Raw genomic sequence first — 19,377 nt, 5'->3', positions numbered from 1 at the left:
TGCAAGATTTTGTGAATGCGGGAGGGCGAGGACCTCGGACTCCACGCCCCGGGATCCGCGGCATCCGCGGGGGTTTCACACCCCCGCACCCACCGCATCCGCGGGGGTTTCACACCCCCGCACCCCCGTGGGATATTTTCGAGCAGAAAGTGGGAGGGGAACGTCTTCTCACGCTGGCGCGGCATGCTTCGGGGTGCCGCATGCTTCGGCGGAAGCTCGGCTCAGTCTTCGGTGTCGTCGTCCTTTTCGCCGCCCTTGACCGGGATCGGGGCGGCGAGCGGATCGATGCCGTGCTTTTTCAGCAGACGGCCGATCAGGCTGCGGGGGCGCGGCACGCCGTCGTGCACCTCGTTGATGCGGGCGCGCATGCGCCGGCCGTAGAAGTGGATCGAGAAGGTCTCGTCGGTGATGTAGGGCGAGGTGTCGAAGCCCGGGCGCAGCATCACCCGGCGGTCGCGGTAGTGGATCGGATAGAGCGCGACCTGCGGCAGCGCGTAGCGGTCCTCGCCCGTGGCGTGGATGAAATGGGTGATCGCGTGCGGCCCCCAGACGCCCCAGGGCATCTCGCCCGCATGGACGGGGGTGCCGGCCGCCTTCTTCTCCTCCAGCTCCGCGCGCTCGGCCGCGCTGAACCATGGCGGGATCGCGAATTCGTCGGTGGTGAACTCGATGAGCCGGCCCAGCGCCTCGCTGTCGCGCGGAAAGCCCAGCACGCCGCCGTTCACGTGCTTGCGGCTTTCCCAGCCGTAGAAATGGCCGGTTTCCGTGGTGAAGGGCTTCACGCAATAGGCGTCGGTGTCGGCCCAGATCGTGCGGTCGTTCCCGGCCAGCAGGTGGTAGCGGAACAGGTCAGAATGCAGCGCGGGAGAGTTGGTTCGCGCGTGACGAAGGAAATTGTCCTGCGGCAGCACCTCGTTCGCATCTGCCATCTCGCAGCCCGCCGGCGCGTTGCCGATCGGCTGGTAGGAATAGAGCTTCACGTGATGGCCCGCGTCGAGGAACGACTTGAGGCAGAGCTGCTCGAGGAAGCTGAGGTCGCCGCCGATCCAGAGTGCCGCGATCTGATAGTCCTGTGCCATGCCTGTCGTCTCCGCCAACGGTTCGCGCCGTCGCCGCGCGTTCAACGGCGCCTGCATGCCACAGCCGCGGCCGCAAGGCCACGGCTTCGCACCTTGCGCGCCACCAAGGGCGCACGCGCGTGTTTTCCGTGCCGCAGGGAGGTGCTAGGCTGAGCCGAACCGACGCGCCGGGCGACACGGCGCGAAACGGGCAGGAAACGGGGACGGGCAAGAGATGACAGGCAAGAGGGCGCCCGAGATCCTGGGCCGCCGCCTCGGAGCGGGCTCGGGCGCGGGGCTGCACTGGCTGGACGCGATCGCCCATGGCGGCCGCTTCCGTGCCTTCTTTGCCACCGGCACGCCATCCGGCGCCTTCGACACCGCCCCCCGCGACGGCTGCGACCGGATCGACGAGATCCGGGTGCTGGGCGGCGCGGTGATGGTGCTGGGCACGCGCCTGGCCGGGGATGCCACCGGGATCCGCCTGCCGCTGACCGGCGGTGCGGCGCTCGAAGTGCCGGTCTCGGCGGTCGAGACGGATCTTCTGGCGGGGCGCGACTGCCTGCTGGCGGTGCGGATCGAGGAAAGCCCCGAGGTCTTGCGCGACTGGCTGGCCTACCACCATGCCCATCACGGGGTCGCCGGGGCGGTGATCGTCGACCGGGCGGGCCCGGGCAGCGCAGCGCCCCGGGGCCCCGCGCTGGTCGCCGCCCTGCAGGAGGCCTGCGCCGGTCTTCCCCCTGCCCTGCGCGTCGTCGTGCTGACCGCGGATGTGCCGCTGGGCAAACCCGGCATCGGCCCCGAGACGCACCCCTTCCTCGCCCCCGACGCCCCCGGCAAGGACCGGATGGAGCCCCCGCCGCCCGACCGCTGGCGCGCGCCGATGGGCGAATTCCTGGTGCACGAGGTGGCGCGGTCGCGGTTTCTCGACGCTGCGGGCGGGGTTGCCAATATCGACGTCTCGGACCTCCTCGCGCCGCGGCCGCGGAGGGCGCCCACGGTCTTTGGGCAGGCGCGAGGCGAACCCTCGGGCGTGGTCGTCCTGTCCGGGCGGCGGATCTATCCCTGGCGGGTGCGCGAGGGAGAGGCGGAGAGCTTCGGCGACCACATCTGCGCCCAGTTCGACGCGACCGGCGGGATGCTGCGCTGGTGCGTGGCGCCCCAGATCGCGGGGCCTGGGGTGAACTGGCGTGCGATCCGCATCGGCGGGGCGAGGCCCGAGCCCTCGGCGCAGTACCCCTTCCTGCGCTGCATGGGGATCCGCGTGCCGGGGCGCAACGCGTCCGAGCTGGCCCCCAAGACCAGCCTTGTGGAAGACCCTGCACTGCTGGAGATGGCGCGCGGCATGTTCGGCGCCAAACCTGTCCGACCGCCGAAATCCGAGGTCGACAAGGCCCCGGCGCTGGCCCGGAACGCCGGCCGCACCGCGATCGTGACCACGATGAAGAACGAGGGGCCGTTCATCCTTGAATGGCTGGCCTATCACCGGGCGATCGGGGTGGAAGATTTCCTCGTCTACACCAACGATTGCACCGACGGCACCGACACCATGCTGCACCTCTTGCAGCGCAAGGGCATCGTACAGCACCGCGAGAACCCGTTCCGCCAGATGCCGGGGCTGAAGCCGCAGCATGCGGCGCTGGCGGCGGCGGAGACCGAAGCGGTCATCACCGGCGCGGGCTGGGCGATCTGCATGGATGTGGACGAGTTCATCGACGTGAAGATCGGCGACGGCACGCTGGCCGCGCTTTACGCCGCGATGGGCGATGCCAACATGATCTCGCTCACCTGGCGGCTGTTCGGCAATGGCGACGTGCACGCATATGAGGACCGCTTCGTCATCGAGCAATTTACCCGCTGCGCGCCCGAGGTGGTGCGCAAGCCACACCAGGCCTGGGGGTTCAAGACGCTTTTCCGCAACATCGGGCTTTACAAGAAGCTGGGGGTGCACCGGCCCAAGGGGTTGAAGCCCGACCTCTGGCCGCAGGTGCGCTGGCTGAACGGCTCGGGCAAGCCGATGCCGGTGGAGATGATGCGCAACGGCTGGCGCTCCACCCTGGCCACCTACGGCTACGACTGGGTCAGCCTGAACCATTACGCCGTGCGCTCGGCCGAGAGCTTCCTCGTGAAGCGCGACCGCGGGCGGGTGAACCACACCGACCGCGACCAGGGGCTGAACTACTGGTTCAGGATGAACCACAATGCCGAGGAGGAGACCTCGATCCAGCGCATGATCCCGGCGGCGCGGGCGGAATTCGACCGGCTGATGGCGGATCCCGAGATCGCGGCGGCGCATGCTCATTCGGTCGCCTGCCACCGCGCAAAGATCGCCGAGTTGCAGGCAAGGCCGGACCAGGCGGAGTTCTACGAGGAGCTGACCGGGCCGCGGATGGAGAAGCTTTCGCGCCTGCTGCATGTCTTCGGCGCCAACGTGTTCAACGCCGGGCCCCACGTGATTCCCGAAGACCTGCACGAGCGCGATCTGCCCGAGGATTTCTTCTTCACCGTGCAGCATGAGGGCGAGGCGCAGCATTAGGCGCAGTATGGGACGCAGTATCGGGCAGAGACCTGGGCCCAGTACGGGGCGCAGCACGGAGCGCAGCACGGGGCGGAGAGCGGGGGATTTGCGTATTTGGGGAACAATGAAAGGCAGGAAGGGGAAGGCGTGCGGTTCCTGATCGTCACCTCCATGCGCAACGAAGGGGCGTTCTTGCTGGAATGGCTGGCTCATCACCGAGCGGCGGGGGTGGATCATTTCCTCGTCTATTCCAACGATTGCGAGGACGGGACCGAGGCGATGCTGGACCGGCTGGCCGCTCTGGGATGGCTGACCCATGTGCCGAACCCCGGGCCCCACCCCAAGGGCCCGCAATGGGAGGGGCTCCGGCGCGCGGACCGGCACCCTCTGGTGGCGGGGGCCGAGTGGGTGCTGGTTTCGGATGTCGACGAATTCGTCTGCGTCAAGGTGGGGGATCATACGCTGAGGGCGCTGGTGGACGCGCAGCCCGAAGCCACGGCCTTCACGCTGACCTGGCGCATGTTCGGCAACGCGGGACTGGTGGATTACCGCGACGCCCCGGTGACCGAGACCTTCACCCGCGCAGCCCCCGCCGTGCTGCACTGGCCGTGGCGGGCGGCGATGTTCAAGACGTTGTTCCGCAACGACGGGAGCTATGGCAAGCTGGGCGTGCACCGCCCGCGGCAGCCCGATCGCGCCCGGCTGGAAGCGGCGCGATGGGTCGACGGATCCGGCCGGCCGCTTTCGGGCAACTTCCTGACGAACCGTGTCTTTTCCGACTTCGGACAGGACAATTACGGCCTTGTCCAGTTGAACCATTACGCCCTTGGCAGCATGGAAAGCTTTGTCGTCAAGCGCGACCGGGGGCGAGCCAACCGGGGCGGCGAATTCGATCTCGGCTATTGGGTGGAGCGCAATTTCTCGGCCGTGGAGGACGGTGCGGCCGAGGCATTGGGCCCCGCGCGGCGCGCCTTGCTTGCCGAGTTGCGCGCCGACCCGGAGCTGGGCCCCCTTCACGACGCGGCCGCCGGGTGGCGCAAGAGGCGCTTCGAGGCGCTGATGCAGGACGAAGCGATGCGTACGCTTTTCGGCCAGCTCCTTCTGACCCCGCCGACCCGGGTTCTGGACGCGGGCGAAGCCGAGGCGGTGATGGCACATGCCCGGCGCGCGCAGGTCCGGGGCCGGGACGGGGATCGCGATGGAGGCCATGACGGGACCGGCGGAGCCGCCCCGTGACAGGGCTCGATCGAAACAGTGAGGTGCGATTGTTGAGCGGATATGCGCAAAGGCCCCAAGGCTGCCCCATTGCTTACCCAATGCCGCCGCGCAAGAATGCGACAAGGTTGCTCGGCAGCTGAATTCTCGGGGGAACGAAATGGAAGACGTCCGGGTCGCGGATGCGGCAGGCGCAGCGACAAAGCAGGACTGGATCGCCCGGGTCGAGGAGATCGGCGAGGAAGCGGGTTATTTCGAACGTCTCGGGCGGCGACACTTCGCGCTGTTCTCGGACGCCTCGCCCGTCCTGCTGGTCTCGTTCGAGCAACTGGGCGCCGTGCGGGCGGGCGATCCGGGGCAGATGCCGCTGGGCCACCGCATCGCGGCCGAGAACGGCTGGTCGAGCCTGTCGATCATCGCCGACGGCGAGACATGGTACCGCGACCCCGCGGTCTACGGCTATTTCGACCGTCTGGTCGACGACAGCTTCTTCGAGGATTTCGACCGGGTGGTATTCTTCGGCGCGGGCATGGGCGGCTATGGCGCCTGCGCCTTCTCCGTCGCCTCGCCGGGGGCCACGGTGCTGGCGCTGTCGCCGATTGCCACGGTCGACCCGGCCCTTTGCGGATGGGACGAGCGGCTGGAGGATTACCGTCGCCTCGATTTCACCTCGCGCTACGGCTACGCGCCGGACATGATCGACGGCGCCGACCGGGTGTTCCTGGTCTACGACCCGCGGGAACTGCCCGATGCGATGCATGCGGCGCTTTTTCACCGTGGCCACGTCACCGCCCTGCCCTGCCCGATGCTGGGCGCCGAGATCGAACCGGCGCTGGCACGGATGGAAATCCTCGACCCGATCGTTGCGGCGGCCTGCGAAGGAGAGTTGACCAGCGCATTGTTCTACCGCCTCTACCGCGCCCGCCGCGACAACACGATATACCTGCGCAGCGTGCTGGGCCGGCTGGAACGCGCCGAGCGGCCGCTGCTGGCCGCGCTGCTGTGCCGGGCGGTGATCCGCCAGGGTGGCCGGCCAAGGTTCCGGCAGCGATTCCGCGATCTCGAATCCGATCTGTCGGACATGGGCATCCGCCTGCCGCCGGAGCGGGGCCGCCAAACCTGACCCTGCGCGGAGAAGCCAGGAAAGATGGGGCACGGAGTGATCGCGCCTTCGCCGCGGCCTCCGGCGGGAGTATTTCGCGCCAGGATGAAGGGAGGATCCTCTCCTCCTTTCATTGTTCCCCAAATACGCCTCCGACCTCTCCACCCGCGCGGGGCGATCGGGGCTAAGGCCGTCAGAGGCCGCCTTCGCGCTTGAGGAAGGCCACGACCTCGTCGACCCCCTGCCCCGCCTTCAGGCTTGCCATGACGTAGGGACGGTGGCCCCGCGCCGCGCGGGTGTCGCTTTCCAGAAGCGCCCGGTCGACGCCGACATGGGGCGCAAGGTCGACCTTGTTGACGACCAGCATGTCCGACCGCGCCAGCCCCGGCCCCTTCTTGCGCGGGATGTCCTGGCCCGCAGCGGTGTCGATGACGTAGATCGTCAGGTCCGCCAGCTCCGGCGAGAAGGTCGCGGCAAGGTTGTCGCCGCCGCTTTCGATCAGCACCACGTCCAGATCGGGGATCGCGGCGTTCAGATCGGCGAGCGCCGCAAGGTTGATCGAGGCATCCTCGCGGATCGCGGTATGTGGGCAGCCCCCGGTTTCCACGCCCCGGATACGCTCCAGCGGCAGGGCCTGGGCACGCATCAGGTATTCCGCGTCCTCGCGGGTGTAGATGTCGTTCGTCACCACCGCGACGGAATATTCCTCACGCAGCGCGCGGCACAGCTGTTCGGTCAGCGTGGTCTTGCCGGCGCCCACCGGGCCGCCGATGCCGACGCGCAGGGGACCGTTGGGGGAGCGGGCGGAAGAAGTCATGTGCGGAAGATCCTCGTATCCATCGTCTCGTGCGCCATGGCGGCAAGGTCGGACCCTATCGCGGCGCCCCCCAGCGCGTCGAGGGGGGCCGCGGCGGCCTCGGCCGCGACGGAGAGCATCGCCGGGTGCAGCGCCGCCAGGACTGCCTGCCCCTCGGTCTGACCAAGCGGGATGAAGCGGACGCCCGCCATCACCATGTTGCCCGCGAAGGCCTGCAGGTAGAGCGCGATCGCCTGAACCGGGTCCACCGCCAGCGGCCGCGACGCCACGCCCAGTGCCACCGGCAGCGTCATCGCCGGATGGTCGGCCCCGGTCAGCGCGTTGGTGGTGCGGATCAGCGCCGTGCCCTGTTCCAGCGTTTCCGCAAGCCGCTCCTTCGACGCGGCCATGGCCCGCGACAGCCGGTCCAGGGCCACAGCGTCGCCATCGTCGGAAAGCGCATGGGCAAGGAGGATCGCATCGGACCGGCCCGCACCCTCGCGCAGCACGTCGCCGACCCAGGCCTGCAGCGAGGCGGCATCGGTCACCCGGCCCGCCTCGACCGCGGCTTCCAGCCCGTGGGAATAGGCAAAGCCGCCCAGCGGAAAGGCGGGAGACAGCCATTGCGTCAGGGTCAACAGGCCCGCAGCCGGAACCGCGTCAGCCATTCAGCCGCTCCGCCAGTGTCTGAAGCTTGCCCAGCCGGGCCATGCGGACCTCGCGCCAGAGGCGGATCGTGGGCTTCAGCCCGAAGAAGGCCGACCCGACGATGAACAGCCAGATCGCGGCAGTCTCGGTCGATTTCCAGAAGAACAGGATCGAGCCCACGAAGAACATCGCCGCCGCGGAGAAATCGACGAAAGTGTAGATGACCTCGTAGAAGGCCCAGAGGCGGGCGTGATCTTCCGACTGGTAGCGGTTGTTGGGGTGAAACAGCTTCACCGGATCACCTCGGGCTCGTCCCCGTCGCCACCCTCTTCGCCGCCCGCGTCGTCATGGCTGTGATGATGGGCCGAATGGTGATGCACATGGGTGTGAGCGTGGTCGTGGCTGTGGCCGTGCTCATGGTGGTGCTCATGAGAGTGGTCATGCCCGTGTTCATGCGCGTAGCCGTGGTCGTGCCCCATGGTGCGGCCGTGGCCGTAGGCGCCGCCCTCGGGCGTGAAGCCCGCGGTCACGCGCGACAGGCTGGCGCCCAGCCCCTCCAGCATGGCGGCCAGCACCTTGTCCTCGCGGATCAGAAGGCGGTCGGCCTCGATCTGGCACGGCGTGTGGCGATTGCCGATATGCCAGGCGAGGCGCGGAAGGTCGCCGGTGACGGCGAGGAGAGGCTCGTCCGCCGCGGCGACGGCGATCAGCGTGCCATCCTCGCATTCGAAGCAGTCGCCATGGTCAAGGCTGACCGTCTCCTTCAGGTCGACGAGAAAGTCCCTGCCCCCTTCGGTGGTCAGCCGCTTGCGCCGCAGGAGCCGCCCGTCATAGTCGAGGGTCACGCGGTCGGCCGCCTTGTCGGCGGCGGCGCGGCGGATCTGGCGGGCGGGGGGCAGGTCGGTCATGCGGTCGACTCGTCAGTTGGGCAGGATGTCCCTGAAGACATAGCCCGGAATGCGCGCCCGCGTCAGCCCCATCGACGTCAAGGCTGCGTCAGGCAGCGCGTCGAGGCGGGCCAGCTCCTGCGCGCGGGCGCGGCGCAATTCGGCCGGGTTGTAGCCAAAGCCCTGTTCGGTGAAGAACAGATCGCAGGCTGCGCTGATACGCGGGCTGAGGGGGGAGTTCGCGACGTTCTGCTGGGTGATGGTCGAGGGGGTCATGGGTATCGCCTTGGTCTCAGGCTCCTCCCTGCCCAAGCAGATAAGGGCCGGGCGCGGCACTGTCCACCGCGACGCTGCGCCGCAGCATTCCGGGAACCGAACCTTGATCAAGGTCCGGGGCCCACGCCGGTTGGGCGGCGCCAACAGCCGGAGGCGGACGCGCGCAGCGCACGCCCCCGGGAAGGGGCGGCCGCGAGGGTGCGATCAATCGCACCCCGAGACTGTCAGAACATGAAATACCGCTGCGCCATCGGCAGCTCTTTCGCCGGCTCGCAGGTCAGAAGCTCGCCGTTCGCGCGCACCTCATAGGTCTCGGGGTGCACCTCGATCTGAGGCGTCGCATCGTTCAGGCGCATGTCGGACTTGCCAATGCCGCGGGTGTTCCTGACTGGCAGAACCTCCTTGGCCAGCCCATAGGCCTTGCCGATCCCCTCGGCCACCGCGGCCTCGGAGGCGAAGATCACCGCCGAACGTTCCACCGACCGCCCGTAGGCGCCGAACATCGGCCGGGAATAAACCGGCTGCGGCGTCGGGATCGAGGCGTTCGGATCGCCCATCTGTGCCATGGCGATGGTGCCGCCGATCAGCACCATCTCGGGCTTCACGCCGAAGAACGCGGGGCTCCACAGCACCAGATCGGCCCGCTTGCCCTCCTCGACCGAGCCGATCTGATGCGACAGGCCATGCGCCACCGCCGGGTTGATCGTGTATTTCGCGATGTAGCGGCGGACCCGCAGGTTGTCGTTGTCGCCGGTCTCGTCCGACAGGCGCCCGCGCTGCACCTTCATCTTGTGCGCGGTCTGCCAGGTGCGGATGATCACCTCGCCCACCCGGCCCATCGCCTGGCTGTCCGACGAGATGATGGAAAACGCCCCCATGTCGTGCAGGATATCCTCGGCCGCGATCGTCTCGCGCCGGATCCGGCTTTCGGCAAAGGCCACGTCCTCGGGGATCGCCTTGTCGAGGTGGTGGCAGACCATGAGCATATCCAGATGCTCTTCGATCGTGTTCACCGTGTAGGGCATCGTCGGGTTGGTGGATGACGGGATGACGTTCTGTTCCGCCACCACCTTGATGATGTCCGGCGCATGGCCGCCCCCCGCCCCCTCGGTATGGAAGGCGTGGATCGTCCGGCCCTTGAAGGCCGCCAGCGTATTCTCGACAAAACCGCTCTCGTTCAGCGTGTCGGTGTGGATCATCACCTGTACGTCCATCGCATCGGCTACGCTCAGGCAGCAGTCGATGGCGCCCGGGGTGGTGCCCCAGTCCTCGTGCAGCTTCAGGCAGGCGGCCCCTGCCTTCACCTGCTCCTCCAGCGCCGCAGGAAGCGAGGCATTGCCTTTGCCCGCGAAAGCAAGGTTCATCGGGAAGGCATCGGCCGCCTGCAGCATCCGCGCGATATGCCACGGCCCCGGCGTGCAGGTGGTCGCCAGCGTGCCATGGGCGGGCCCCGTGCCGCCCCCCAGCATGGTCGTCAGGCCGGAATGCAGCGCATCCTCGATCTGCTGCGGGCAGATGAAGTGGATATGCGCATCCATCCCGCCCGCGGTCAGGATGCGCCCCTCGCCCGCGATCGCCTCGGTGCCCGGGCCGATGATGATGTCGACGCCGGGCTGGGTGTCGGGGTTGCCGGCCTTGCCGATCTTGGAGATCCGCCCGTCGCGCAGGCCCACGTCGGCCTTGTAGATGCCGGTGTGGTCGACGATCAGCGCATTGGTGATCACCGTGTCCACCGCGCCCTCGGCACGGGAATATTGCGACTGGCCCATGCCGTCGCGGATCACCTTGCCACCGCCGAACTTCACCTCCTCGCCGTAGAGCTGGGCATTGCCGCCGCTGCCACCGAAGGCCGCCGCCCCCGCGAGGTCGGAGGTCAGGTCGCGCTCGACCTCGATGATCAGGTCCGTGTCGGCCAGCCGCAGCCGGTCGCCGGTGGTCGGGCCGAACATGTCGGCATAGGCGGCGCGGGAAATCCGTGCAGGCATCGTTTGCTCCTTCTCGACCGGCGCGCGGCCGGCATCAGCTTGGCGCCGGCCGCGCGGGACCGGCATGTCTCTTTCAGCCCAGTCGCGGGCCGCGTTTCGTCAGCCGCCTGGCGTTGGCACGGGTCCTCGTCCGGATCGGCTTCATCCCCGCCAGCGCCGCCGCCGCGGGCCCGGCCCCGCCGACCAGCGCGGCATGGGTGGCAAAGGCCGACGAGGTCAGCGCCGTCGTCTTCTCGGTCACCATGCGCCGGTTTTCCCCCGCGCTCACGTTCCACGCCCCCGCCATGCCCCAGAGGCGCAGGGTGATGACCCACTGCGCCTCGACCAGCATCATGCAGGTCTGAACCCCGAGCCGCATCATCTGCACCTGGACGTCATAACGCGCGCTCATGGCCGGCGGCGCCCCGCTGCCGCCCCACCGGGCGCCACGCGTGCTCCCACGGCGCGCATCTCAAGACACCCCGGGCCGGGCATCCCGCGCCCGCGCCCGTTCCCGTGCCTGGGCCGCGGGCGGTGACAGGGCCGCCTGCTTGCGGCGCGGAACGGAAACCGCCGCCGGCGTGAATTCAAGGATCCGGGCCCCGACCACGGTCGCGTCCCCGGTTGCGGCCTCGGGCTCCGGCACCGCCTCCGCCGGGGCGCCATCCCGGGCCGTTCCGTCGCATAGGTCCGCGCCCCACAACAGACACGACATCTGAAACCCGAAGGCCATCTGCGCCTGCGCCGTCCGCGCCCAGACCGCGACTCCCGCACGCATCATCTCGACCGGTGTGATCACCCTCGCCTCCTTCCCTGCCTCAGACGTCCCTGCATCGGGTGTCCCTGCATCGGGTATCGCTGACTAGGGACCGGCACCATCTCGGCGCCCGCCAGACGTCAGAGCCCGCCCATCACCGCCTTGTTGAACCCGTAGACCTTGCGCGCGCCGGAATAGGGCACAAGGCGCACCTCGCGCTCCTGCCCCGGCTCGAACCGCACCGCGGTGCCCGCGGCGATATCCAGCCGCCGTCCCCGCGCCGCCGCACGATCGAACGACAACCCCGAATTCGCCTCTGCGAAATGGTAGTGAGAGCCGACCTGGACCGGCCGGTCGCCGGTATTCGCGACCAGAAGCACGATCGCCTCGGCCCCGGGATTCAGCTCGATCTCGCCCGCCGCCGGAAACAGCTCCCCCGGGATCATTTTCGCCATCACCTCATCCCTTCTCGCAAAGGCCTTCTTTCTTGCCAAAATACTCCCGCCGGAGGCGTCCCGCCCCCGCCGCCCGACTACCGGATCGGATGATGCACCGTGACCAGCTTGGTCCCGTCGGGGAAGGTCGCCTCCACCTGCACCTCGTGGATCATCTCGGGCACGCCCTCCATGCACTGGCCGGCCGCCACAACGCCGGCCGCCGCCGACATCAGGTCGGCGACGGAACGCCCGTCGCGGGCGCCCTCGACCACGTAATCCGTGATCAGCGCGATCGCCTCGGGGTGGTTCAGCTTCACCCCCCGTTCCAGCCGGCCCCGGGCCACCATGGCAGCCACGCTCACCAGCAACTTGTCCTTCTCGCGCGGGCTGAGATTCATGCCCCCTCCATCTTCAATCAGATCCTAGATCTGCCAGACACGCGGCAGCGCCCTGCCCCGCATCACGTCCAAAACCGCGGCCAGCGCGCGCTTCAGCGGCAGCGCCGCCCCCGCCCGCATCCTGACCACGCACTTGCCGTCCCAGGCCGAGGCCGCCGCCTCGACCTCCTGCGGGCCGAGGGCCGCACGGACCGCAGCCAGCGCATCTTCGCCGCCCGGCGCGACCATGGCAACCGTCGCGAAGGCCCGCGCGCCGCCGATCAGCGCCGCGCCACCGGCAAGCGTCTCGGCGCTCAGCCGCAAGGGCTCCACCAGCACCGGGGCGCCCGCGCGCCGCACCTCGCGCCAATCCGACAGCGCGACCCTCTCCAGGACCTCGCCCATCGCGGCGCGGCCCAGCACGATCGTCTCGCACATCACCAGATGGGCATCCGTTGCCAGTTCGGCCTCGGTGCGCCGGGCAAGATCGGACCGGTCAAACAGGATCGTCTCCTGCGGCAACCAGTCAAGGCGCGCCCCCGCCCCGGCCCGCAGCCGCACGTCCAGCGCGGCCGTGCCCGTGGTCGAGGCATAGGCGCGCTCTGCCGTCTGGGTCGTGGCCACAAGACGCACGCCCGCCTCGGCCTCGGCGACGTACTCCAGCCGGTCGCCGCCGGTCAGTCCGCCCGAGGTGTTCAGGAACACCGCCTCGGGCCAGGGTCCGTGGCTGCGCGGCAGGAAGACCTTGGCCGAACCCTGCTGTTCCAGTCTGGAAATCCGTTCTCCCGCGGTCAGGCCGACATGGGCCCGACCGCGGGTGCGCTGCAGGGAGGAGAGAGAGTGCGGCGCATCGAACATGCCTCTTTCTACCGCAACGGCGCCCCCGCACGAGGCACCTCCTGCATCGCCGCCCCCCTCGGGCCCGAATTTGCCGCGCATTGCATCCCTTCCGAAGCCACCCGCCCGTTTTGCAGGCATCGCGCGAATTCGCACCCGATTCCAGCCCCTTCCGTTGGGCCGCCCCCGCCGTCCTTCCCGCCGTACTCCCCAGATCCTCCCCGGCCCGGATCCCCCGCGGATCCCTCGGCAAGGCGCAAAACCGCCGCCCCCCGCCCGAAAGACCCGGCAGAAAGCCCCACAATGGCGGCCTCGCGCCCACCACATCCCTTTCATTGTTCCGCAAATACGCAACCCCGCCGGCCACCCCGCGCCGACCTCACTCCTTCAGCGCAAAGACCACTGTCACGTTGGCGCTCAGCCCCACCTCGCCGCGCGCGATCGGAACCGACGCGGCCTTGGCCATCCGCATCTCCATCATCGGCCGCGGCGCCCCGGACCCGCCGCCGTCCGAGATCGACAGCACGCGGCCCAGCGTCACCCCCGCGGCCTTCGCCATGACCTCGGCCTTGCGCCGCGCATCCCTGACGGCCGCCGCGCGCGCCTTGTCCTGAAGCGCCTGCGGATCGGCGACCGAGAAGGACAGCGCGTCGATGGTGTTCGCCCCGGCCTGCACCAGCTTGTCCAGCACCCCGCCCAGCGACCCCAGGTCCCGCACCCGGACACTGAGCCGGTTCGAGGCGGTGAAGCCCACGATGCTGCGCGGCTGCGACTGTCCCTGGGGATCGTTCCAGCGCGGCCCCAGCGACAGGCCCGAAGTCTGCATGTCGCGGTCCGCAAGTCCCGCGGCCTTCAGCGCGTCGATCACCTTGGTGACCTCGGCGCTGTTGCGCGACATCGCATCGGCCGCTGTCTTGGCCTCGGTGGTGACGCCCAGCGACACCGTCGCCATGTCGGGTTCGGCCCGTTCCTCGCCCTCGCCGGTCACGGTGATCCGGGCCCGCGGCGCCCGCGCGGCGCCTGCACTGGTGTCGGCCCCGGTCATGGCGCGTCCGCCGTCCTTGGTCTCGGCCCGGAGCGGCGCTCCGCTGGCGGCCAGCGCCAGCATCAGGGCCCCGGCTGCCGTCCATGTCGTTGCGCTCTGCGCGGTCGAAAATCGCATCGCTTTCTCCCTTCGATCCTGGCCTGCCAGTGTCCCTGTCCCGGGCGGAGGCGGCAACCCCCTGCGACCCCGGCGACGGGGAGCGCCAGCTTCCCCTCGGCGATTTCCTGCTATAGCTAGAACAGCGTCCCCCGGCCGACTCCCGGGGTCCGACCGACCTGTGCTAGAGCCAGAGAATGAAACCCGCTTTTGCCCTGACCCTGTCTTCCGACGGCATCACGCTGCTGCACCGCGCAATCCGAGGCTGGCTGGTCGTGGGCGAGGTGTCGCTGGAGGATCCCCGGCTGGGCACCCAGCTGGCCTACCTGCGGCGCACCGCGCTCGGGCTCGACCCGCGCGGGCTGGCCACCAAGCTGGTGCTGCCCGAGGACCAGGTGCTCTACACCACCGTCACCGCTCCGGGCCGGTCCGAGGCGCAGCGCCGCGCGCAGGTGGCCGCCGCGCTCGACGGGCGGACGCCCTACCCGGTCGAACAGATCGTCTTCGACATCGCAGGCGACGGCCCCGCACTTCAGGTCGCCGCCGTCGCGCGCGAAACCCTGGCCGAGGCCGAGGCCTTCGCCGCCGAACATGGCTTCAACCCGGTGTCCTTCGTGGCCCAACCCATGGCGGAGACCTTTGCCGGGGAACCGTTCTTCGGCGAGACCCGTAACGCCCGGCGCACCCTGCCCCGGGGCGAAAGCGTGATCCGCGACGACGAGACGATGAAGATCGTCGGCAAGGCGGTTCTTCCCCCGTCCTGGAGCAGCGATCCCGTGGCGGGCGACGCCGCGGCGCCCGCGCCCGCCGCCCCTGCCGAAGCCACCGAAGCCGCGGCCGCATCCGCCGATCCCCAGTCACACCAGGCAGGAACGGAGCCCCCGGAAACCGCGCCCGCCCCGGGCCCCGCCGATCCGCAGCCACCCCAGGCGGGAACGGAAACCCCGGACGCCACGACCGCCACCGACGCATCGTCGCCCGCGCCTGGCCCAGACACGGCCCCGGAAACATCCAGCCGCGCGCCGGCAGCCGGCGCCGCACAGGGCATGGCACGCGCCGCGGGTCCACAGGCGCCTTCTCTTCCCACGGCCGTAACGGCTTCCGACGCAGTCACCGACCCTTCCCTCGACCCTTCCCCCGACCCTGGCGCCACGCCGGCGACCGACACGCCGACGGGCAAGGCCCCCGCCGGTGCGACACCAGCCAGCGCAGACGTCCCACCCGACAACGTAGCGGCCGCCGAACCCGAGACCGCCCCGCCGGCGGAGCAGGCACCGGGGCGGCCCGACGCCTCCGGTGAGGGTGGTCTGACCTTCTCCAGCCGGCGCCGCCCCGCCTCCGCCGCACCGCAGGACGAAACTGGCCCCGAGACCCCGCCCGAGGACGCAGCCGCCCCGGAGGATGGCCGCCCCGGGGCCGCGCGCGGGAAGCCCCCGACCCGCCGTCGCGCCGGCAAGCCGGAGGCGCCGCCCGCACGCCGGACCACGGGGCGCCTGACGCCGCTCCTTCCGGGCCGGGCCGCCGCGGCGAAGGTCGCCATGGGCGAGGCGGCCAAGGAGGCCGCGACGGACGGCGAGCCGATGGCGCTTGCACCGCTCGGGGAACCGCGCGCGACAGTGGCGGATGCCACTGCGCCCCTGACGCTGACACCCGCTCCCTCGCGCCCGGCGCCAATGCAGCCGGTCTCCGCCCCGGCCGCGAAGGCGGCCCCACCGGGCCAGACCAGACCGCCCGCCACGTCGCCGGCCACGCTGCGCCCCTCGCCCTCGGCGCGGCGCGGCGGCAAGCAGGCGTCGCCACAGGGTGGCACCGGCCCGGCATCCCCCCCTCCCTCTTCAGCGGCGGAGCAGGCCCAGGCGCAGGCCGAAGCCTTCGCCGCCTTCGCAGCCCGCCGGGCGCCGGTCCGGTCGGGGGGCGGCCGGCGTATCGCGGCGATCGTCCTGTCGGTCGCGCTCGTCGTGCTTGTCGGGATATCGGCGGTCTGGTCGGTGATCGGGTTCAACCACGAAGACACGCCGGAGGCCCCGACGCAGACCGCCGCGCTGGCGCCCGCCAAGACCGCCGAGGCGCCGGCCCAGTCAGAGGCCCAGTCAGCGGCCCAGTCAGCGGCCCGGTCGGAAGCCCGCTCAGAGCCCCAGCCAGCCACGGGGACGCCGACGAAAGGCAGCTCCGGGTCCCCGCCCGTGCAGGCTGGCGGGTCCGACGTCCAGCCCGCCGCCGCCCCCGACGCCACGCCCACGACCGGCGCTGCCCCTGGTGGCGTCGCTGCACCGGCACCTCTCGCCACGTCCGGCGCCACCGCGGCGCCCGCGCCAACGCCGACCCCGGAGAGCGCCCCAGAAAAAGCCCAGGAAAAAGCCCCGGCCGCCGATGCCAGTGCGACCGGCGCAAGCGCCGCCCCCGCGCAGGAGGACGCCGCCCCGCCCACGGTTGTCGCCAGCGCCCCCGCGGATGCCGCCACGCGGGGCCAGCCCGCCCCGCAGGCAGCCCCCTCGACCGATAGCGGCGGGTTCACTCTGCCAGCCGATCCGCAGACCCGGCTGGTCCCCGCGGGCAGCCGCCAGCGCGTCGCCCCCGCCGCGACCAGGCCCCCTGCGCCGACGGTCCTGGGCAAGATCGACCTGCCCGCGCCTGCCCGGACGGCAAGCACCACGGCGGTGATGCCGCCGATAGCGCCCGCGGGCGGCGACCGGGGCTTCCGCGCGCCGGTCAATCCACCGGCATTCGGCACCCATTTCGACCTCGGGCCGGATGGCCTTGTCGTGCCGACGAGAAAGGGCGCGGTCACGCCGGACGGCGCGGTCGTCTTCGCCGGGCGTCCGCCGGTCGTGCCGCCCCCCCGGCCGGGCAGCGCCGATCAGGCCGCGGCTCCGGCAGGCACCGATGCGCAGGCGGGCGGAAGCCAGACAGCCGACACCACGGGATCGGCGGCGGCGGCACCGCAGGCGGCCACGCCCGCCCAAGGCCCCGGTGCAGAGGGGGGCGCGGCAGCAAGTGCGGAGGGCACATCGACCGCCCAGACCGGAGACACCCAGACCGAAGCCTCCCCGGCCGCCTCCACCCTGCCGCCGGCGAACCCCGCGCTGGCCGGCGCCCGTCCAAAGGACCGCCCCGCCGATGCCGGCCTGCCGTCCTTCCTCGCGCCCGAGCCCTCGGCCACGGATCCGAATGCCAGCAAGTTCGCCGTTGCACGATCACCGGTGCCGCCGGGCCGGCCCGCGGACTTCTCGCGCACGGTGGCCGCCGCCCTTGCAGCCGCAGATGCCGCCAGACAGCCGCCGGCGGCCGATACCGCCTCGGCCCCGACCTCTACCGACGAACAGGACGCCGAGCCAGAACCGACCTCGGTCGCACCGAACCTGCCCACCAACGCCTCCGTCGCAAAGCGGGCGACGGTGCACAACGCGCTGAAGCTCAACCAGCTCAGCCTGATCGGGGTCTTCGGCTCCTCCTCGAACCGGCAGGCCCTGCTGCGCACCGCGGCGGGCAAGATCGTCAAGGTGAAGGTCGGCGACCAGATCGAGGGCGGGCGGGTCTCGGCGATCAGCGAGAACCAGCTCTACTACTCGAAGAACGGGCGCAACGTCGTGTTGTCGATGCCGAAGGGCTGAGACCGGACACAGCCCCTTGCCCGATCGCGCGTCCTGCGCCAGCCTCGGCGCATGACCCAAACCCACGTGACCCTGCGCCCTGCCATCCCGGCCGACCTTCCTGGCCTGCTGGCGCTTTATGCGTACCTTACGCCCGGTGATCCGCCCGCCGACCCGGCCGCAGCCAAGGACGCCTTCGACCGGCTGGGCGCCTATCCCGGCAGCGCGATCTACCTGTGTCTCGACGAGGACCAGCCCGTTGCCGCATGCACCCTGATCGTGGTGCCGAACCTCACCCGCGGCGCCGCGCCTTTCGCCCTTATCGAGAACGTGGTGACCCACGGCGCCTGGCGCCGCCAGGGCCTTGGGCGGCGGGTTCTCGCTGCGGCGACACAAGCCGCGTGGCAAGCGGGCTGCTACAAGGTGATGCTGCTTGCAGGGTCGACCGACCCCGCGGTGATGGCCTTCTACCGCGGCGCGGGTTTTGCCCAATCGAAGACCGGGTTCCAGATCCGCCGCCCCGCCTGACCCGCCGCCTGCGCTACAGCGCGTACCAAGTGGCCGGACCGGGAAACCCGTCTTCCGCCCCTAGATAACGAAAGGGCCGGCAACCCATGGCACCGGCCCCAGTGTCAAAGGCGCAGGTCAGCCCGCATTGAGCACCCCGCGTTCGATCTGGTCCTGTTCGATCGACTCGAACAGTGCGCGGAAGTTGCCCTCGCCAAAGCCGTCATCGCCCTTGCGCTGGATGAACTCGAAGAAGATCGGCCCGATCACGGTGCGCGAGAAGATTTGCAACAGGATCCGCGTCTCGCCGCCGCCCAGCACGCCTTCGCCGTCGATCAGGATGCCGTGCTTTTCCATCGCCTCGATCGGTTCCTGGTGGTCCTTCACCCGCTCGGCGCTCATCTCGTAATAGGCATGCGGGGGCTTGGGCATGAACTTCACGCCCTTCTCGGCGATCTCGTCGACCGAGGCATAGATGTCCTCGGTGCCCACCGCGATGTGCTGGATCCCCTCGCCATTGTAACGCTTGAGGTATTCGACGATCTGCCCGGTCTCGCCCCGATCCTCGTTGATCGGAATGCGGATGCGGCCGTCGGGCGAGGTCAGCGCGCGGGAATAGAGGCCGGTGAACTTGCCCTCGATGTCGAAGAACCGGATCTCGCGGAAATTGAAGATGTCGCCGTAGAACCGGAACCACGTGTCCATGTTGCCCTTGTGGACGTTGTGGGTCAGGTGGTCCAGGTAATAGAAGCCCACACCCTTGGGCTTGGATTGCGCAAGCCACTCGAACTCCTCGTTGTAAGGCGAGGTATCGTAATAGTTTTCGATGAAGTAGATCAGCGACCCACCGATCCCCACGATGGCCGGCACATCCATCACCTTGCCCGCCCCCTCATAGGGTTTCGCCCCCTTGGCGACGGCGTGGTCGAAGGCGTGCCGCGCATCGGCCACGCGCCAGCCCATCGAGGGCGCGCAGGGGCCATGTTCGGCGATGAAGCCCGCGGCATGGGTGCCGGGTTCGGCGTTCAGCATGTAGGTGATGTCGCCCTGCTGCCAAAGCTCGACATCCTTCGACTTGTGCCGCCCGACCAGCGCATAGCCCATCTTCGCGAAGGTCTCGCGCAGCTTCTCTGGCTCGGGATGGGCGAATTCGACGAATTCGAAGCCGTCGGTGCCGGCCGGGTTCTCTTCGGTGATCGTCGCCCGCGGGGCGTCATGGGGGAAAGGACCCATGGCATGTACCTCCTGTTCGCGTTTCTCCGCCTAT

Annotated in this window: 19 protein-coding genes; 5 read left to right on the top strand and 14 right to left on the bottom strand. The window is 70.0% G+C overall.

Annotated elements, in window-relative coordinates:
* Positions 1–221 precede the first annotated feature (221 nt).
* The gene (locus CVV76_RS18800; protein WP_102226223.1) at positions 222–1,079 is read right to left on the bottom strand and encodes a glycosyltransferase family 32 protein; all 858 of its coding nucleotides are present in this window, start codon (positions 1,077–1,079) and stop codon (positions 222–224) included.
* 214 nt (positions 1,080–1,293) lie between these two features.
* Here CVV76_RS18800 and CVV76_RS18795 point away from each other — a divergent pair, with 214 nt between their 5' ends.
* The 3 genes from CVV76_RS18795 to CVV76_RS18785 all read left to right on the top strand — a co-directional run bounded on the left by CVV76_RS18795 (position 1,294) and on the right by CVV76_RS18785 (position 5,914).
* A complete protein-coding gene (locus tag CVV76_RS18795) occupies positions 1,294–3,594 on the top strand; it encodes a glycosyltransferase family 2 protein (RefSeq protein WP_102226222.1) in 2,301 nt (766 codons plus the stop codon).
* A 129-nt stretch (positions 3,595–3,723) separates the two neighbouring features.
* Positions 3,724–4,812 carry a glycosyltransferase family 2 protein gene (locus CVV76_RS18790; protein WP_233193023.1) on the top strand — a complete coding sequence of 363 codons (1,089 nt, stop codon included), beginning with the start codon at positions 3,724–3,726 and terminating at the stop codon, positions 4,810–4,812.
* A 139-nt stretch (positions 4,813–4,951) separates the two neighbouring features.
* The gene (locus CVV76_RS18785) at positions 4,952–5,914 is read left to right on the top strand and encodes a phosphoadenosine phosphosulfate reductase (protein ID WP_102226221.1); all 963 of its coding nucleotides are present in this window, start codon (positions 4,952–4,954) and stop codon (positions 5,912–5,914) included.
* Between the two features lie 172 nt (positions 5,915–6,086).
* Here CVV76_RS18785 and ureG read toward each other — a convergent pair whose 3' ends face one another.
* The 12 genes from ureG to CVV76_RS18725 form a co-directional block, all read right to left on the bottom strand.
* Positions 6,087–6,710 carry an urease accessory protein UreG gene (gene ureG, locus CVV76_RS18780; RefSeq protein ID WP_102226220.1) on the bottom strand — a complete coding sequence of 208 codons (624 nt, stop codon included), beginning with the start codon at positions 6,708–6,710 and terminating at the stop codon, positions 6,087–6,089.
* The gene (locus CVV76_RS18775; RefSeq protein ID WP_102226219.1) at positions 6,707–7,357 is read right to left on the bottom strand and encodes an urease accessory protein UreF; all 651 of its coding nucleotides are present in this window, start codon (positions 7,355–7,357) and stop codon (positions 6,707–6,709) included. The genes ureG and CVV76_RS18775 overlap by 4 nt, the downstream gene beginning before the upstream one ends.
* Positions 7,350–7,631, bottom strand: a complete 282-nt coding sequence (locus tag CVV76_RS18770; protein WP_102226218.1) for a YrhK family protein — start codon at positions 7,629–7,631, stop codon at positions 7,350–7,352. The genes CVV76_RS18775 and CVV76_RS18770 overlap by 8 nt, the downstream gene beginning before the upstream one ends.
* A complete protein-coding gene (gene ureE, locus CVV76_RS18765) occupies positions 7,628–8,245 on the bottom strand; it encodes an urease accessory protein UreE (protein ID WP_102226217.1) in 618 nt (205 codons plus the stop codon). Before ureE ends, CVV76_RS18770 begins: the two co-directional genes overlap by 4 nt.
* 12 nt (positions 8,246–8,257) lie before the next feature.
* On the bottom strand, positions 8,258–8,500 hold the full coding sequence (locus CVV76_RS18760) for a DUF1127 domain-containing protein (RefSeq protein WP_233193022.1): 243 nt from the start codon (positions 8,498–8,500) through the stop codon (positions 8,258–8,260).
* A 224-nt stretch (positions 8,501–8,724) separates the two neighbouring features.
* A complete protein-coding gene (gene ureC, locus CVV76_RS18755) occupies positions 8,725–10,485 on the bottom strand; it encodes an urease subunit alpha (RefSeq protein WP_102226238.1) in 1,761 nt (586 codons plus the stop codon).
* 73 nt (positions 10,486–10,558) lie between these two features.
* Positions 10,559–10,876 carry an antifreeze protein gene (locus CVV76_RS18750; protein WP_102226216.1) on the bottom strand — a complete coding sequence of 106 codons (318 nt, stop codon included), beginning with the start codon at positions 10,874–10,876 and terminating at the stop codon, positions 10,559–10,561.
* A 60-nt stretch (positions 10,877–10,936) separates the two neighbouring features.
* Positions 10,937–11,263 carry a hypothetical protein gene (locus tag CVV76_RS18745; protein ID WP_102226215.1) on the bottom strand — a complete coding sequence of 109 codons (327 nt, stop codon included), beginning with the start codon at positions 11,261–11,263 and terminating at the stop codon, positions 10,937–10,939.
* Positions 11,264–11,361: 98 nt separating this feature from the next.
* Positions 11,362–11,667 carry an urease subunit beta gene (locus CVV76_RS18740; RefSeq protein ID WP_102226237.1) on the bottom strand — a complete coding sequence of 102 codons (306 nt, stop codon included), beginning with the start codon at positions 11,665–11,667 and terminating at the stop codon, positions 11,362–11,364.
* Between the two features lie 86 nt (positions 11,668–11,753).
* A complete protein-coding gene (locus tag CVV76_RS18735; RefSeq protein WP_102226214.1) occupies positions 11,754–12,056 on the bottom strand; it encodes an urease subunit gamma in 303 nt (100 codons plus the stop codon).
* A gap of 24 nt (positions 12,057–12,080) precedes the next feature.
* Positions 12,081–12,893 (bottom strand): urease accessory protein UreD, encoded by an 813-nt coding sequence (locus CVV76_RS18730; protein ID WP_102226213.1) that lies wholly within the window; start codon positions 12,891–12,893, stop codon positions 12,081–12,083.
* A gap of 358 nt (positions 12,894–13,251) precedes the next feature.
* The gene (locus CVV76_RS18725; RefSeq protein ID WP_233193021.1) at positions 13,252–14,034 is read right to left on the bottom strand and encodes an SIMPL domain-containing protein; all 783 of its coding nucleotides are present in this window, start codon (positions 14,032–14,034) and stop codon (positions 13,252–13,254) included.
* Between the two features lie 176 nt (positions 14,035–14,210).
* On the opposite strand from CVV76_RS18725, the gene CVV76_RS18720 reads away from it, so the two are divergent.
* A complete protein-coding gene (locus CVV76_RS18720) occupies positions 14,211–17,624 on the top strand; it encodes a hypothetical protein (RefSeq protein WP_102226212.1) in 3,414 nt (1,137 codons plus the stop codon).
* 51 nt (positions 17,625–17,675) lie between these two features.
* Positions 17,676–18,131, top strand: a complete 456-nt coding sequence (locus CVV76_RS18715) for a GNAT family N-acetyltransferase (protein WP_102226211.1) — start codon at positions 17,676–17,678, stop codon at positions 18,129–18,131.
* Positions 18,132–18,248: 117 nt separating this feature from the next.
* On the opposite strand, the gene hppD is transcribed toward CVV76_RS18715, so the two are convergent.
* The gene (gene hppD, locus CVV76_RS18710) at positions 18,249–19,343 is read right to left on the bottom strand and encodes a 4-hydroxyphenylpyruvate dioxygenase (RefSeq protein WP_102226210.1); all 1,095 of its coding nucleotides are present in this window, start codon (positions 19,341–19,343) and stop codon (positions 18,249–18,251) included.
* Positions 19,344–19,377 lie beyond the last annotated feature (34 nt).

The organism is Acidimangrovimonas sediminis (assembly GCF_002871005.1).
GTDB lineage: Bacteria > Pseudomonadota > Alphaproteobacteria > Rhodobacterales > Rhodobacteraceae > Acidimangrovimonas > Acidimangrovimonas sediminis.
The sequence above is the reverse complement of the archived record's forward strand: the minus strand, read 5'-3'. Positions and strand labels throughout refer to the sequence as shown.